Annotated in this window: 13 protein-coding genes; 11 read left to right on the forward strand and 2 right to left on the reverse strand. The window is 60.7% G+C overall.

Going from position 1 to position 15,179, the window contains the following annotated elements:
* The first annotated feature begins 32 nt into the window (after positions 1-32).
* From F8N82_RS09170 to F8N82_RS09190, 5 genes are all read left to right on the forward strand, one after another.
* Entirely contained in the window at positions 33-1,373 is a 1,341-nt protein-coding gene (locus F8N82_RS09170; RefSeq protein WP_038994956.1) for an MFS transporter, read from the forward strand.
* A gap of 538 nt (positions 1,374-1,911) precedes the next feature.
* Positions 1,912-2,769 carry a transporter substrate-binding domain-containing protein gene (locus tag F8N82_RS09175; protein WP_038994958.1) on the forward strand — a complete coding sequence of 286 codons (858 nt, stop codon included), beginning with the start codon at positions 1,912-1,914 and terminating at the stop codon, positions 2,767-2,769.
* Positions 2,770-2,778: 9 nt separating this feature from the next.
* The gene (locus F8N82_RS09180; protein ID WP_038994959.1) at positions 2,779-3,420 is read left to right on the forward strand and encodes an amino acid ABC transporter permease; all 642 of its coding nucleotides are present in this window, start codon (positions 2,779-2,781) and stop codon (positions 3,418-3,420) included.
* Entirely contained in the window at positions 3,413-4,072 is a 660-nt protein-coding gene (locus F8N82_RS09185; protein ID WP_038994960.1) for an amino acid ABC transporter permease, read from the forward strand. Before F8N82_RS09180 ends, F8N82_RS09185 begins: the two co-directional genes overlap by 8 nt.
* Positions 4,069-4,881 carry an amino acid ABC transporter ATP-binding protein gene (locus tag F8N82_RS09190; protein ID WP_052251441.1) on the forward strand — a complete coding sequence of 271 codons (813 nt, stop codon included), beginning with the start codon at positions 4,069-4,071 and terminating at the stop codon, positions 4,879-4,881. The genes F8N82_RS09185 and F8N82_RS09190 overlap by 4 nt, the downstream gene beginning before the upstream one ends.
* Positions 4,882-4,932: 51 nt before the next feature.
* Here the strand turns inward: F8N82_RS09190 and F8N82_RS09195 are convergent, their stop codons facing one another.
* A complete protein-coding gene (locus F8N82_RS09195) occupies positions 4,933-5,451 on the reverse strand; it encodes a MarR family winged helix-turn-helix transcriptional regulator (RefSeq protein ID WP_038994961.1) in 519 nt (172 codons plus the stop codon).
* A gap of 437 nt (positions 5,452-5,888) precedes the next feature.
* On the opposite strand from F8N82_RS09195, the gene F8N82_RS09200 reads away from it, so the two are divergent.
* The 6 genes from F8N82_RS09200 (at position 5,889) to F8N82_RS09225 (ending at position 13,853) form a co-directional block, all read left to right on the forward strand.
* Entirely contained in the window at positions 5,889-6,929 is a 1,041-nt protein-coding gene (locus tag F8N82_RS09200; RefSeq protein WP_038994962.1) for an aromatic ring-hydroxylating oxygenase subunit alpha, read from the forward strand.
* Positions 6,916-7,881: a PDR/VanB family oxidoreductase gene (locus F8N82_RS09205; protein ID WP_038994963.1), complete on the forward strand. Its 966-nt coding sequence runs from the start codon at positions 6,916-6,918 to the stop codon at positions 7,879-7,881. Before F8N82_RS09200 ends, F8N82_RS09205 begins: the two co-directional genes overlap by 14 nt.
* 299 nt (positions 7,882-8,180) lie before the next feature.
* Positions 8,181-9,446 carry an amidohydrolase/deacetylase family metallohydrolase gene (locus F8N82_RS09210; RefSeq protein ID WP_038994964.1) on the forward strand — a complete coding sequence of 422 codons (1,266 nt, stop codon included), beginning with the start codon at positions 8,181-8,183 and terminating at the stop codon, positions 9,444-9,446.
* 120 nt (positions 9,447-9,566) lie between these two features.
* Positions 9,567-11,030 carry an oxalurate catabolism protein HpxZ gene (gene hpxZ / locus F8N82_RS09215; protein WP_200889119.1) on the forward strand — a complete coding sequence of 488 codons (1,464 nt, stop codon included), beginning with the start codon at positions 9,567-9,569 and terminating at the stop codon, positions 11,028-11,030.
* The gene (locus F8N82_RS09220) at positions 11,027-12,262 is read left to right on the forward strand and encodes an amidase (protein WP_052251444.1); all 1,236 of its coding nucleotides are present in this window, start codon (positions 11,027-11,029) and stop codon (positions 12,260-12,262) included. The genes hpxZ and F8N82_RS09220 overlap by 4 nt, the downstream gene beginning before the upstream one ends.
* Complete coding sequence (locus F8N82_RS09225) at positions 12,246-13,853, forward strand: gamma-glutamyltransferase family protein (RefSeq protein ID WP_224793766.1); 1,608 nt, start codon at positions 12,246-12,248, stop codon at positions 13,851-13,853. The genes F8N82_RS09220 and F8N82_RS09225 overlap by 17 nt, the downstream gene beginning before the upstream one ends.
* Before the next feature lie 46 nt (positions 13,854-13,899).
* Here the strand turns inward: F8N82_RS09225 and F8N82_RS09230 are convergent, their stop codons facing one another.
* Positions 13,900-15,126 (reverse strand): MFS transporter, encoded by a 1,227-nt coding sequence (locus F8N82_RS09230; RefSeq protein WP_038994966.1) that lies wholly within the window; start codon positions 15,124-15,126, stop codon positions 13,900-13,902.
* Positions 15,127-15,179 lie beyond the last annotated feature (53 nt).

The raw sequence follows: 15,179 nt of genomic DNA on the forward strand, positions 1-15,179 counted from the left end.
TCATGGATAGCACTACGACAGGAGTCCCCACTATGGGCGTGTCATCTGCCAACCCCCAGCGCCAGCGGCGCCGGGCCTTTATTGGCGCCACTTCCGGCCACTTGATCGAGTGGTACGACTATGGCGTCTACGGTTTTCTGGCCTTGTACATCGGCAAGGCCTTCTTCGTCTCTGACGATCCCACCAGCAGCCTGCTGGCAAGCTTCGCGGCTTTTGCCCTGAGCTTCTTCATCCGGCCCCTGGGCGGCCTGTTCTTCGGCCCGCTGGCCGACAAGATCGGCCGGCGCAAAACCCTGATCACTGTGCTGGTGATGATGGCCGGCTCCACCTTCCTGCTGGGCCTGCTGCCGACTTACGCCAGCATTGGCATTGCCGCGCCGGTGATCCTGGTGCTGATCCGCTGTGTGCAGGGTTTCTCCGCCGGCGGCGAGATCGGCACCATCACCAGCTTCATCTCCGAATACGCCGGCCCCGGGCGCCGGGGTTTCGCCACCTGCTGGCTGATGGTCACCGCCGTGCTCGGCCTGCTGCTGGGCGGCGCCGTGGCCAACGGCATGACCTGGGCCCTGGGCGCCGAGCTGATGCAGGAGTGGGGCTGGCGCATCCCGTTCCTGATCGCCGGGCCCCTGGGCTTCATCTCGATGTACATCCGCCTGAAGCTTGAGGACAGCCCGGAGTTCCTCGCCCTGGTCGAGGCCGGGCAGACCTCCAAGGCGCCGCTGCGCGAGGTCTGGCAGTGGAAGCGCTCGATTGCCCTGGTGTTTTTCATTATCACTTTGCACAGCTCGATCTTCTACCTGGTGCTGACCTTCGCCTCGACCTACATGTCCAACACCCTCAAGTTCGACAGCGGCACCACCTTGCTCTACGTGTTCGTCGCCAGCCTCTCGGCGGCAGTGGTCATGCCCTTTGGCGGCGCCTTCACCGATCGTTACGGGCGCAAGCCGTTCCTGATGGTGATCGGCACCCTGGCGACCCTGGCCATGTACTGGTTCTTCAAGGCGGCGCCTGGCGCCACCCCGGCCACCTTGTTCTGGCCACTGATGGCCGTGGCGATCCTGTTCGGACTCTACGCGTCCTCGACCTACGCGCTGATGAGCGAGCTGCTACCGACGCGCATCCGCTCCACCGGCATCGCCGTGGCCTACAACATCCCGGTGGCGGTGTTCGGCGGCAGCGCGCCGCTGATTTCCACCTGGCTGATCAAGGTCACCGGCGACATCACTGCACCCTGGTACTTCTATGTGGGCACCGGAGTTGCGTCGCTGCTGGCGCTGGTGGTGTTGCGCAAGGAGGATTTTGTTGCGGGTGGGCATGAGGTTCGCAAGGAGGGGAGTGCGGCTGGGCTGCGCTTGGTTGATCCGCGGTCTTGAGTTTGCCAGGCGACGTCGCTGAACAAACGTCCTGTCACCAGGGCCGCCTTGCTTAAGCAAGGCGGCCTTTTCATTGCGCAGTGGGGCCTCAACCAGGAATCTGCGCGAGGTCATCGAAGACGTGCACCATGAAGCTTTCGCGGGGACGTTGACCAGGTACATCCATGCGGCGCAAAGGCCGTAGATGATCACGATGGCGCCAAGGCCCATTCAAGCGCTATCGCGTGCGCATTCGATCCGCAAAGTATAACTTGCGTAAACGCCCGGCCAGCCCGCCACCTAGGCTGGCAATGCACCAAAATATCCCTTGTAGGTGGTATGCCACCTGTTTTGGGGCGCGATGTCCCTGTGGGCGTGAATGGGTAAATCGCAATGGGTCGATACTGGCTCGCGGATAGCTGCAGTCGACCTGCCACAGCCTTGGCGAAACCCCGACATTTAGCGAAGACCAGGCCGATCTATATATGTGGCATGCCACTTGCTTTGAGTCAGTGCAGCTTCTCATTTTTGAAGCTTCCACTCTTGAAGGACTACGCCCATGCCGATGAATCTTATGAACGTCAACAAAGACAATAAGCGCCGTCACAATCGATTCCGCGCCTGGATCATCGCGCTGACGTGTGCGTTGGCCAATACCGCGATGAGCCACGCAGCCAGCCTCGAAGACATCAAGACGCGTGGCTACATCACGGTTGCAACCGAGGATGACTATCGTCCGTTTGAGTTCATGGAGCAGGGAAAACCGACCGGGTATGACAATGAACTGTTGGTGTTGGTCGAAAAGATCGCTGGGATCAAGTTGCGGCAACAGATAATGCCGTGGTCCGGCATTCTGCCAGGCGTGACCACCGGCAAATACGACATGGCGGTATCTGCCGTGATGGTGACCGATGCCCGTAAGGCTACATTCGACTTCACTTCCCCGACGGCCCAAACCACCACCTATTACGCTACCAAGAAGGGCAGCGCTATCCATACCGCAGACGAGTTGGTGGGGAAGGTCGTGGGTGCCGAAACCGGCAGCGCGATGCTTACCGACTTGCGCGCATTCGATGCGGCCCTCAAAGCCAGCAAGGGCAAGGGCTTAAAGGAAATTGTCGAATACCACGGTTACCCGGAGGCTTACCAGGATCTGGCCATCGGGCGCCTGGATGCTGTGGCCAATACCGACCTGACACTCCTTCCCTTGATCAAGGAGCGAGGCGACGTCTTCGTCATGGGGCACCCTATCGGCCAGCCCACCTACCTGGCCTGGGCCGTGAGCAAGGGTAACAGTGATGTGCTCAAGCTGATTGATGGTGCACTGCTGAAGCTACGCGCGAGCGGCGATATGTACCGGCTGCAGAAGAAGTGGCTGGGCGAAAGTCATGAAGCCATGCCTGTTTCGGTCAACTGATTAATCACTATGAATGCATACGATTATTGGAGCATTCTGCAGGGGGCACTGGCGACGCTCAGTGTCTCCCTGGCCAGTATCGCCCTGGGTGTGCCATTGGGGCTGGCGCTGGCACTGGTGCGCTTGGGTAATGTGCCCGGTGCCCAGCGCCTGGTAGTTGTCTATGTCAGCGTCATCCGAGCGTGCCCGGCGGTGACGCTGATCCTGTTGATCTTCTTTGCCATGCCACAGCTAGGCATATCGCTGGACCCGGTTGCGGCGGGTATCCTCGCGCTGACCCTGTCGACGGCAGCATTCAACTGCGAGATCTGGCGTAGCGCCTTGCTGTCATTCGAGCGGCAGCAGTTCGATGCGGCGTTGGCGTTCGGCATGCCTCGGCGGTTGCGCCTGATGCGCATCGTCCTGCCCCAGGTGTTTCGCTCCAGCCTTCCAGGGCTGGTCAATGAAATGACCATGTTGGTCAAGTCCAGCCCGGCAATTGCGGTGATTGGCATCGTCGAGATCACGCGTGCGGCCCAACGGGTCGGTTCCAGGACCTACGAGCCACTGCCGCCGTTCATTTTTGCTCTGGTGATCTACAGCGCGCTGGTCTATCTGTTGATTCTCTTGCAGCGCCGCCTGGAGCAGGACAGGAGGCATACGCATGGGTAATGACCTGCTGATTGTCTTGGGGCAACTGCCTGCTATCGGGGCCGGCTTCCTCAACACCCTGATTCTTGTAGCGGTCGCCGCGTGCGGCTCCCTGCTGGTAGGGGTCGGGCTGACACCTTTGCTGATGTCACCGCGCAAGGGGGTGTCACGCATGGTCGGCGCCTACTGTGAAGTCATGCGCTGTATACCCTTCCTGTTGTTCGTCTACCTGTTGTACTTCGGGTTGCCGTCCCTGGGTCTGCGCATGTCGAACTGGACCACCGGCTTGCTGGCCCTTGTTGTCTACAACTCGGCTTACATGGCTTTGCTATTGCAAGGGGTCTGGAAGGACCTGCCGCGGGAAAACATCGAAGCGGCTCGTGCGTTCGGTTACCACGGCTATGCCCTGGTGCGCCGGATTATCATGCCGCCGGTGCTGATGCGTGCGATCCCCTTGATGGGCAACCAATTGATCCAGATCGTCAAGGACAGCGCGTTCCTCACCGTTATCGCTGTATTGGAGTTGACCAGCGTAATGAACGCTATTCAATCCACTCACTTCATTCCCTTTGCCGCCTTTGCTACTGCAGTCTTTTTATATTGGTTGCTGTGCCTATGCATTGAAGTTGTCACCGGTTTATTGACCCGTTACGCCCAGGAGCGTCGCTCATGAATGTTGCCAACGAAAACCTCGTGGTTTACCCCGCCACCCGCGAACCGGCCAAAGTGCTGCAACTGCAGGGGATATCCAAGTGGTTTGGCGAGAACCAGGTGCTGCGTGACGTCTCGCTGGAGGTTGGCCGCGGTGAGGTGGTATGCCTGCTGGGGCCTTCCGGCTGTGGCAAGTCGACGTTGCTGCGCTGCAGCAACTGGCTGGAAGAGCCGGGGGCGGGGACGGTTCTGCTTAACGGCCAGCGCCTGGGGGTGCACAAGGGTGGGGTCAAGATGCGTGATTCGGAACTGGCCCGGTTGCGCTCGCGCGTCGGTATGGTTTTCCAGCACTTTGCGCTGTGGCCACACCTCACTGTGCTGGAAAATATCATGGAAGCCCCGGTGCACGTGCTCAAGCGTAACCGTGACGAGGTTCGCCTGGAGGCCATTGCATTACTCGACCGGGTGGGGCTGTCTGCCAAGGCCGACATGTTCCCGGCCCGCTTGTCCGGCGGCCAGAAGCAGCGTGTGGGCATTGCCCGGGCATTGGCGATGAAGCCGGATATCCTGTTATTCGACGAACCCACCAGCGCCTTGGACCCGATGCTGGTCGGGGAGGTGCTTGACGTCATGCGCGGGCTGGTCGCCGATGGCGCAACGATGGTCATCGTCACCCATGAAATGGAGTTTGCCCGTCAAGTAGCCAGTCGCATCGTATTCATGGATGGCGGCAACATTGTCGAGACGGCGACACCTGCCACGTTTTTCTCCTCCCCGAGTACTGCACGAGCGCAGCAGTTTTTGGCGCGCTTCATTCAAGCAGGCAGGTGAGCCTGCGGGCTGCCTGCAGGGCTGGGCTCAACTCCGGTCCATGCCAGGCAGTCACTGGGGCTCTCTGTCCAGGCGAAACGGCGCGCTGCCCAAGTCGTTGTTGGCCTCGACCAGTTTGATCAGATGCAATAGAAACTGCTCGCGATGCTCTGGGGGGATGCCTTCTATTGTCCGCTCGTGTGCTCTTTGCACACTGACATCCATCTTCTTCAGCAGGTAAAGCCCCTTTCTGCTGAGCTTAACCAACTTGACCCGGCGATCTCGGGTGCTTTGTCGCCGCTGAAGCAGTTCGCGTGCCTCGAGTCGGGGGATGACCTCGGCGACACTGGTACGCTCCAGGCCAATCTCCTGGGCCAGTGTGTTCTGGTCCATCTCGCCGTGCGTGCCCAGCGCGGTCATCAGGCTGTATTGAACCGGCGTGATGTTGTACTCCCGGGTTTCATCAAGAAACAAGCCGCAGTGAATCTGGTGGAGACGACGGATCAAGAATCCAGGTCGCCCCAGCAATGCCGAGCGCTGGATTGCTTCTTGAAGTTCGACCTGAATTGCATCGAGTTGTGTTTGGTTCATGGCAGTGCTGTCACTTTTTTGAAGATAGGGCAGTGGGGAGAAATACCGCATCGATAATAACAGTTGCCCTGCATGGCACCCACGGTGCCAGCTATTGCAACGGGTGCGAGTTCGGTGCACAAAACGTACCTGAATGGCGGTTTGGCTGTTCCCGTGCGATGGCCATCAATTTAGCACGTACCTCGCCCCGTTGAGGGGCATGCCACGGGTTTATGCATCAGAATGTTGCTCGAGGCTAGGGATGCGCACAAAGGCGTCTGTTGCATTCACGAAAAAGACCCTATCGTCACCCTGGTCGGTGCCAGTCATGCCGACTATAGCCAATAAAACAGGATGAAATATATTTTTTAAATAAGTGTGGCATGCCACTTGCTTTGGCTTGATGGAGACGATTGAGCTCGTGTTCGAGCCAACATGATGCAAGAGGAATAAGACCCATGAATTGCAGAGATCACCTGAACCAGTTGGACCAGCCCCTGGCACCAGCGCTGTTGAACGATTGGCATGTTGTGGCCAGCAGCGAGGAAGTCGTGGAGGGCAAACTGACGCCGGCGACCTTGTTCGGCCGCGATCTGGTGATCTGGCGCGATTCCAAAGGCCAGGCTTATGTCTGGGAAGACCTGTGCATTCACCGTGGTGCTCGGCTGTCCAAAGGTTTTATCGTCAGTGACAAGGTGGTCTGCCCCTACCATGGTTGGAACTACGACAGTACAGCCCAGTGCACGCTAATGCCGGCCTCCCCTGGGGAAACGCCGATGAAGAAGGCCAAGGCCATCCCTCACCATGTGAAGGAGGTCTATGGCTTGCTGTGGACGTGCATCGGCGAGCCCGCTTATGACACCCCCACATTCCCTGAGTGGGAAGATGCCAGCTACAAGAAGGTGGTGTGCGGCCCGTACGTGTTCAAGTCGGGCTATCGTGCGCTGGAAAACTTCATCGACCCGACCCACTTCCCATTCGTACACGCCGGGGTCAATGGTCTTATGGACAACCCCGATCCCATCGGCGCTTACGAGGTCTGGGAGGAGGACGGCGTCCTTGCATCGTCGGAGATCCGAGTCACTCAACCCTACGGCGACCCGCGCGAAGTGCCGGTTATCGCCTACTACGCCTATAAGTTGCTGCGCCCGGGCGTCGCCTACTTCAAGAAGCGCCTGGTGATCTCCGATCCGGAACGCGCCCACCTGGGCAACGAGGCCGATCGGTTCTGTACCTTCTTCACCATGCAGCAGGTCAGCGAGACCGAAAGCATCGTGCGCATCTGCTGCGCCATGAACTTTGAACCACAGCCGTCGGATGCGGACGTGCGTCGCCGGCAGGATCTGGTGTATGCCCAGGATGCCGCGATTGTCGACACCCAGCGCCCTGAGCGCATACCGACCGACCTGCGCCAGGAACTGCATCACCGCACTGATTTGCTGGGGATGAAGTACCGTGCCTGGCTGCACAAAATGGGTGTCAACTATGGCACTCTCTGAGGTTGTGCCGCCGCGCCTATCCATGCGACTGACCGGTATGCGTTACGGGGCAGAGGATATTGTGCTGTTCGAACTGCAACCGGTAGAGGGTGAAGTACTGCCGGCGGTGGCTGCCGGCTCGCACCTTGACCTGTTCCTGCCGACAGGCCTGGTACGTCAGTACTCGCTTTTGACGCCTCTGTGCAATGAGCGCGAATACGTGATTGCGGTCAAGCGCGACGAACTGAGCCGTGGCGGTTCGCGCTGGCTGCACGACGGTGCCCGGATCGGGCAACTGTTGGACGTGAGCGTGCCGCGCAACCTGTTTGCCGTGCAAGCAGGGGACGGCCCGGTGCTACTGCTCGCCGGCGGCATAGGCATCACTCCGATCTACTCGATGCTTGAACAATTACGAGGCAACGGGCGTCAGGTGCATCTGCATTACTGGTGCCGTTCACCTCAGCATGCGTTGTTCGCCAAGGCGTTGGAGCATAGCAGCGATGTGACCCTGCATTATTCCAAGGTGCCGGGCGCGCCTGCGCAAAGACTGGACCGGCTAGTCGACGGGGTTACCCAGGCGACGGACATTTATTGCTGCGGGCCCCAGCGCATGATCGCTGAACTCGATGCCTTGCCCTTTGCGCATGGGCGTCAGCGTGTCCATGTCGAACGATTTCATGCAGCTCCTGCACCGGCGATCTCGACGGATACCTTTACGGTTGTGTTGGCACGCTCAGGGCGTGAAGTCGAGGTGCCTGCCGGTGAAACGATCCTGCAGGCGTTGCTGAATGCTGGGGAGGATGTGATGTACTCGTGCGAGCAGGGGATATGCGGTGCTTGTGAGGTCAGGGTCGTCGGCGGAACGCCAAGACACTGTGACAGTGTGCTGTCGGCCGAAGAGCATGAGCGGCGTGGCACCATGATTATCTGCTGCTCCAGCAGCGCGTCGAATCGGCTGGTGCTGGATATTTAAGCGTTCGGGTTATCACGCCACGTCAATGCGGGCCACTTTCGGGTGGCCCGTTTCTTTTTATCCAGGCATAAGAATTTACGGGGTATACCCCTTAATGAGGCACGACGCTTTCATTCAGGGCGGTCGTCAAGGCCATGGATTACTGGGCGAGTCATATATAGATGGCATACCACATACGTATATGTACTTAAATATAGAGTTAAAACAATAAGATAGATTGTTTTAAAGGGTCTGTAGTTTGTAGATGGCATGCAATATGCCTTTGTCTATTTACAATCATCTACATGCTGAAGACCACTATGAAAAAGATCCTTTTACACGGCGGGCGCGTCATTGATCCAGCCAACAACATTGATGCCGTCAACGACGTCCTGGTCGAAGGCTCGCGCATTGCCGCTGTCGGCCAGTTGCGCTTTACCGATGCGGCAGCAGGGGCCGAATTGATCGACTGCAGCGGTAAGTTGGTATTGCCTGGGCTGATAGATACGCACAGTCATGTCTACCAGTACGTTTCGGGTCGCTTCGGCCTGAACGCGGACATGTGCGGTGTCCACTCCGGCGTCACCACTCTGGTCGACCAAGGTGGTGCTAGCTGCATGACGTTGCCTGGTTTTCGAAAATTCATTGTTGAGTCTTCGCACAGCCGTGTGCTTTCGTTTCTGTCGGCGTATCTGGTCGGTGGCCTGGAAGGGCATTTCTATGCCGAGCTGTATCGTCCGGAATGCGCCGACGTTGCTGCTACGGTGAAGGCGGCGCTGGCCAATAGGGATATCGTCAAGGGCATCAAGGCCCACGCCGAGCTGGGAGGCTTTGCGCGCTGGGGGGCGGACGTGATGAAAAAAGCCGCGCAGATCGGCGAGCAGACCGAACTGCCGGTATATATCCACTTTGGCCAGTTGTGGCCGATGCCGGAGGAGGGCGGGCGAGAAGTCGACCCTGATGATATTTTCCCGCAGGTATTGGGGCTGTTGAAGGCCGGCGATGTGCTCGCCCACCCGTTCAGCCGCCACCCCGGCGGGTTCGTCGCGCAGAGTGGTGAAGTTCACGGGCTGGTCGCCGACGCAATGCAGCGCGGGCTCAGAGTCGATGTGGGTCACGGTTCCCACTTCAGCTACAAGATGGCGGCCAGGGTGCTTGCGGCGGGTATCATTCCCGACACCCTGGGTTCGGACATGCATGGCTACAACACCGAAGTACCACCACCGGCTGGTACTCCGGATGAGCATCCTGACGAAGAACACCTCTTCAACGGCACCTCGCGCTTTAGCTTGGTATCGGCAATGGTGAGCATGATGGCGCTTGGTCTGCGGCTGGAGCAAGTGGTGCCCATGGTGACCACCCACGCAGCGCGCCTGCTAGGCATGAGCGATGAACTGGGCACTCTAGGCGTTGGTCGGGAAGCGGATATCACCGTACTCTGCGACACTTGCGGCAAGTGGCTGCTGCGCGATAACGAGCGCACTGAAGTGATTGCCGAGCGCATGCTGCAACCGGTCTTCTGTCTGCGCGCTGGCCAGCGCTTCGACGCCACGGCGGCTATCCTGCCCGTGCCTGAGGTCGCTTGACCGATGGCCCGTCTCCAAGCGGCTGACAGCCGCGAGCGCAAGGCTGCCAATGAGCGAGCGCTGAACCGCTTGTATCAGGTACGCCCGATTTGGTGCGGTGTGAGCAAGGCGGCCTGCGCCGTGGCGCTGCCAGCGCTGACGCTGCTGCATGCGGGGCCGGCCTTCCGGGACCCACGCCAGCCCAGCGCCCCAGTGCTTTCGTCGGCGATCCTGTGCTGCTTGTACGAGGGCTGGGCGCAGACTGGCGAACAGGCGCAAGCGATGATTGCGGAGGGTCGCGTGCAGTTGTTGCCTGCCCAGGACTTTGATGTGGTGACCCCCCTGGCGGCGGTGATTTCGCCCGGTACTGCGCTAGTCGAGATCTGTGATGGCAACAACCGCGACCTGCGTTGTTGGTCATTGCTTGGGAGTGGCGGGGGCCAGCAGCTGCGCTTCGGTAGCCGGGATTTGGCCATACTCCAGCGCTTGAGCTGGCGCGATGGCCGGCTTTATGAGGTATTGCAGGCAGTGTTGAAGGGGCGCGATATCGACCTTTTCGAACTCGCGCAAGCCGGGCTGCAGGCCGGTGATGATTTGCATGCCAGAACCACCGGAGCGACCTGCGCGCTTGTGCGCAAACTGCTGCCGGACCTGGAAGATGCGGGCGATGTGCTGCAGATGCTGGAGCAGACGCCGCTGTTTTTCCTGACCTTATGGATGGCCGCCTGTCATTTGATGCTCGGCGCGGCGGCCGGAGGCGGCCAGGACCCAGCGGCCAGTTTGGTGATCGGTTTGTCCGGCAATGGTCAGGACACGGGCATACGCCTTGCCGGTGATCCCGAGCGCTGGCTTGTCAGTGCAGCGCACACTCCCCAGGGCCCTCAGCTGGTGCCCGCAGTGGCCAGCCCGATGTTGGGTGATAGTGGCGTTATCGAGGCCGCGGGGTTTGGCGCACAAGCCTGGGGCCATGCCGTGGCAGTTGCCGGCGATGTCAGGGCCTGGCTGCCAGGACATTGGCAAGCGGCCCCGCCCTGGCGCATAGGCATGCATCCACTGTTTGGCCAGTTCGGCCTGGGCAGTGGGATTGATGCTGTCGCTGTCGACTGCGACTCGAGCGCTCCGTACGTGGCGATTGCCATGCTTGATGCGTTGGGCGAGCAGGGACTGCTGGGGCGTGGCATCTGCCTCACTACCCCTGCGCAGTACGGGCATGAGCCAGGTAACGGACTAACGGTGAACCAACCTCAGGCCTGGGCAGCGCTGAATCAGGCATTCGAACGCTATGAGGCTGCGCTGGTCGGCAATGACCTGAACGTGCTGGATGAACTGTTCTGGCAAAGCCCTCACACCGTGAGGTATGGGGCAACCGAGGAACTTTATGGTGCGCAGCAGATCCAGGCGTTTCGTCTGGAGCGACCCGCCAAAGGACTTGAGCGCACAATCAACGAGCGCTCGCTGACTACCTTCGGCGAGGACTTTGGTGTGACCCACATGACGTTCAGTCGCGACGCCAACCCGCGCAAGGGACGCCAGACGCAGACATGGATACGTATGGCCGGGCATTGGCGGGTGGTTTGCGCCCATGTCAGTTGGGGGGACGTATGAATCCACTCTTGCAGCCCGGTCTGCACGGGGCGTTCGTGGCCAATGGCTTCGCCGCTCAACTCGCGACTGGCGAAGGTGCAGACCCGGCGCCACTGGCCGGCGTACGCCTGGCCGTCAAGGATGTGTTCGACATTGCCGGCCTCGTGTGTTCGGCCGGCAACCCGACTTGGGCCAGCGCGCAACCTGAGGCCCGTCGCCATGCCACAGCGGTTGCGCAATTGCTCGATGGAGGGTGTGAATGGGTGGGCAAAACGGTGACCGACGAGCTGACTTACAGCTTGGCGGGTATCAATGTTCACTACGGCACCCCGGTCAACCCACGCGCCCCGCACAGATTGCCTGGCGGATCCTCGTCTGGCTCTGCCGTCGCGGTCGCGGCAGGTCATGCACAACTTGCCTTGGGCACTGATTGTGGTGGTTCGGTGCGCCTGCCGGCCAGCTATTGCGGTATTTGGGGGATGCGCCCCAGCCATGGGCGCATTGCCACGGATGGCTGTTTTACCCTGGCCCATAGCCTGGATACGGTGGGCTGGTTTGCCGACCGGGGCGAATTGCTCGAGCGCGGGTTCATGGCCCTTGGCAACTGCGCAAGGGCCACGGCGGCCGCTGACGTCACCCTGATAGTCAGCGCCGATATCTGCGATCAACTTGATCCCGCCGTGCGCGCAATGTTCGAACAATGCTTGCATCGCCTTGATCGGCCTTTGCTCGAGCTGCCCCGCGGTACATTGGCGCTGGAGGATTGGGCGCACGCTTTGCGAGTCGTTCAAGGTGCAGAGGTCTGGCAACAGCACAGGCACTGGTTGCGGGCCAACGAGCCTGCATTCGGTACCGATGTCGCCCAGCGTTTCAACGAGGCGGGGCAAATCAGTGGGCCGATGGTGGCTGCTGCTTCATTGGTTCGCGCCGCCGCTATCGAGCAGATGGGCGGTCTGTTGGGCAATAAACACATGCTGCTACTGCCCCCTGTGCCAGGCGTCGCGCCCCTGCTTGGCGACGCCCCGGCCACCGTTCAGAACACCCGGACACGGTCGCAGCGGTTGCTGTGCATCGCCGGCTTGTGCGGCCTGCCGCAGGTGGTGCTGCCATGGCGCGCGGTCGACCAAGCGCCAATCGGGCTCTCGCTGATAGGCCCACGCTTTGCCGACGAACACGTACTGGCCAACGCGCTTTCCCTTTATCACAAGAGCATTGCTGCTCATCCGGATATTTCCTATGCCTCACATTCCTAATCCACAACGCGGTAGCCGTGCGATGGCCGTTGCGCCACATTCGCTGGCAGCACAGTCTGCTTTGGCCGTCATGCGCGAAGGTGGAAACGCTGTCGAGGCGATGATTGCCGCCGCTGCGACCATTGCGGTGGTATACCCCCACATGAACAGCATCGGTGGTGATGGCTTCTGGTTGATTTCACGGCCTGGCCAGGAGCCTGTCGCGCTGGATGCGTGTGGCGCCAGCGCCCTCGGTGCCACGCTCCAGGGCTACAGGGCGCAAGGTCTGACGAGCATTCCCTTTCGTGGGGGGGCGGCGACCAATACCGTCGCCGGCACGTTGTCGGGATGGCAGGCAGCGGATGTCTGGCAACGCCAACAACTGGGCGGCCGGTTGCCCATGAGTCGCTTGCTCGGCGATGCCATCGACTATGCGCGTAGCGGCATACCGGTTACCCGCAGCCAGCATCAATGCACGGTTGCCAAACTCGATGAGCTGCACGGCGTGAGTGGCTTTGCCGATACGTTTCTGATCGACGGGCAGGCGCCCCAGATCGACCAGCGTTTTTTGCAGCCACGACTGGCCGCTACGCTCGAACATCTCGCCAAAGCGGGTATCGAAGACTTCTACAGGGGCGAACTTGCCCGTTGCATCGCCTTCGACCTGGAGGCCGCGGGTAGCCCACTACGGCTCGCAGACCTGCAGCGTCACCGGGCGACGTGGCGCACGCCGCTGGTGCTGTCGCATTCACGGGGCAAGGTCTACAACTTTCCGCCACCCACCCAAGGCCTGGTGTCGTTGTTGATTTTGGGGCAGCTGGACCGCTTGCTCGACGATGACATGGACCCATGCGGGGCGCCGTTTGTGCATGCCTGCGTAGAGTCGACAAAACGGGCCTTTGCAATCCGTGACAAAGAAATCACCGACCCGCAATACATGAGCATCGATCCCCAGACGTTGTTGGCCGCCGAGCACCTGGATCAGTTGCTCACGGCCCATAATGCCAAGGTAGCTGCCCCCTGGGGAGGTGGTGTGGGGCCCGCCGATACCGTCTGGATGGGCGTGGTCGACAACCAGGGCGTGGCCGTGAGTTTTATCCAGAGCCTGTACCATGAGTTTGGGAGTGGCATTGTGCTCTCGGCATCAGGCGTGAACTGGCAAAACCGGGGTTGCAGCTTTTCGCTCGACCCTCAGGCTCGCAACCCGCTGACACCAGGTCGCAAGCCGTTTCATACCCTGAACCCGGCTATGGCGCACCTCAACGACGGCCGGACCCTGGTGTACGGCAACATGGGCGGGGACGGGCAGCCGCAATCGCAGAGCGCGGTTTTCAGCCGGATTGTGCGGTTCGGGATGAACCCGCAGGCGGCGATTGATGCACCGCGATGGTTGCTGGGCCGCACCTGGGGCAGGTCGACCGAGAACCTTAAGCTGGAATCGCGATTTTCAGCGCAGTGCCAGCAGACGCTCGCAAGCTTTGGTCATGAAGTGGAGATATTGGCTGATTATGACGAAACCATGGGGCACGCTGGAGCGATTGTGCGGCACGCCAACGGTATGCTCGAAGGGGGGACTGACCCGCGCAGCGACGGCGGCGTGGCCGGCTGGTAGTCGCCCTCGATAGCGGCATGCGGTACTCTCGCCTGCCGCTGTTGGGTTAGCAGGGTTGGGCCGCCAGGCGATTGCTGACGTCACGCCCCAGCACCAGCACCGTGACAAAACCGCAGCCCACCAGGGCCGTGGCCAAACTCAATAGCACCGAGCTGCCCATCTGGTCGACGATCTGCCCGCCGAAGAACGAGCCCAAGGCAATGATCACCTGGAACAGGGCGACGAACAGTGGCATGCCGCGTTCGACATCCTTGGGCGCTACCACAAACATCCAAATGCTGGCGCAGGCGGGGAAGGCGCCGAAGGCGAAGCCCCAGAGCGCGATCAGCATCGCTGCGCCGGTCATGCCGGTGGCGAAGTAGGGGAACAGGGCGGTGCTGATGGCGATCATCAGTGCGACCAGCATCAGGGTGTGACGCACGCTTCGGTTGGCGGCGAAACCGGCGAAAATATTCCCCGCCACTCCGGCTACGCCATACAGCAGCAACAGTGAACCAATGGTCGGCCCATCGAACCCGGCACTCTGTTTGAAGAAGGGGGCGACGTAGGTGTACGCGGCAAAGTGCGCCAGGCCAATCAGCAATACCGCGATCAATCCAACCCGAGCTTGGGGATTGATAAACAGGGCCGGCAGGTCACGGATGCGAATGGCCTTGTCGGGGTTGAGCCGCGGTAGCAGGAAGATCTGCGCCAGGAGCACCGGTACACCCACCAGCGCGGTGACCAGGAAGGTCATGCGCCAGCCCATCAAGCCACTGAGCCAGGTGCCTACGGGCACGCCCAGCACGGTGGCCAGGGTCACACCGACCATGATGATCGAGGTGGCCTGGGCTACGCCCACGCCCTTGGGCGCCAGGCGGCCGCTGAGGGCAATGGCAGTCGCCCAGAAACCGCCAATACTGACGCCCAGCAGCACGCGGCCGAACAGCAACAGGCTGAAGTCGCTAGCGTAGGCCACGACTGCGTTGGCGATGATCATGATCAGCGTCAGGCCGATCAGCAGATAGCGACGGTCCAGTGCGCCAATGCCCACGGACAGCAGGGGCGCGGCGAGGGCGGCCATTATGCCGGGCAGGGTAACCATCAGGCCGGCCTGGCCTGCACTGATGCCCAGGTCGCTGGCGACATCGTTGAGCACGCCCACCGGGAGAAACTCACTGGTAACCAAGGCGAAGGCACCCACGGCCACCGAGAGAATCGCCAGCCACTGCTGTTTGACGCTCTGTTGATTATGTTCGGGAAGGCCGTGATGGCCTTGGCTAACGCTTGGCATGGTGCGGGGTTCCAAGGGGAATGTCGCCTGAGGCAGGCGAGGGAAGCGGGGGA

Origin of the sequence: Pseudomonas fluorescens (assembly GCF_902497775.2) — a bacterium.
GTDB classification, from domain to species: Bacteria; Pseudomonadota; Gammaproteobacteria; order Pseudomonadales; family Pseudomonadaceae; genus Aquipseudomonas; species Aquipseudomonas putida_F.

Bases quoted from the DNA above. Each gene is read 5' to 3' on its own strand.
- F8N82_RS09170 (WP_038994956.1), top strand. From the start codon at position 33: ATGGGCGTGTCATCTGCCAACCCCCAGCGCCAGCGGCGCCGGGCCTTT.
- F8N82_RS09175 (WP_038994958.1), top strand. From the start codon at position 1,912: ATGCCGATGAATCTTATGAACGTCAACAAAGACAATAAGCGCCGTCAC.
- F8N82_RS09180 (WP_038994959.1), top strand. From the start codon at position 2,779: ATGAATGCATACGATTATTGGAGCATTCTGCAGGGGGCACTGGCGACG.
- F8N82_RS09185 (WP_038994960.1), top strand. From the start codon at position 3,413: ATGGGTAATGACCTGCTGATTGTCTTGGGGCAACTGCCTGCTATCGGG.
- F8N82_RS09190 (WP_052251441.1), top strand. From the start codon at position 4,069: ATGAATGTTGCCAACGAAAACCTCGTGGTTTACCCCGCCACCCGCGAA.
- F8N82_RS09195 (WP_038994961.1), bottom strand. From the start codon at position 5,451: ATGAACCAAACACAACTCGATGCAATTCAGGTCGAACTTCAAGAAGCA.
- F8N82_RS09200 (WP_038994962.1), top strand. From the start codon at position 5,889: ATGAATTGCAGAGATCACCTGAACCAGTTGGACCAGCCCCTGGCACCA.
- F8N82_RS09205 (WP_038994963.1), top strand. From the start codon at position 6,916: ATGGCACTCTCTGAGGTTGTGCCGCCGCGCCTATCCATGCGACTGACC.
- F8N82_RS09210 (WP_038994964.1), top strand. From the start codon at position 8,181: ATGAAAAAGATCCTTTTACACGGCGGGCGCGTCATTGATCCAGCCAAC.
- F8N82_RS09220 (WP_052251444.1), top strand. From the start codon at position 11,027: ATGAATCCACTCTTGCAGCCCGGTCTGCACGGGGCGTTCGTGGCCAAT.
- F8N82_RS09225 (WP_224793766.1), top strand. From the start codon at position 12,246: ATGCCTCACATTCCTAATCCACAACGCGGTAGCCGTGCGATGGCCGTT.
- F8N82_RS09230 (WP_038994966.1), bottom strand. From the start codon at position 15,126: ATGCCAAGCGTTAGCCAAGGCCATCACGGCCTTCCCGAACATAATCAA.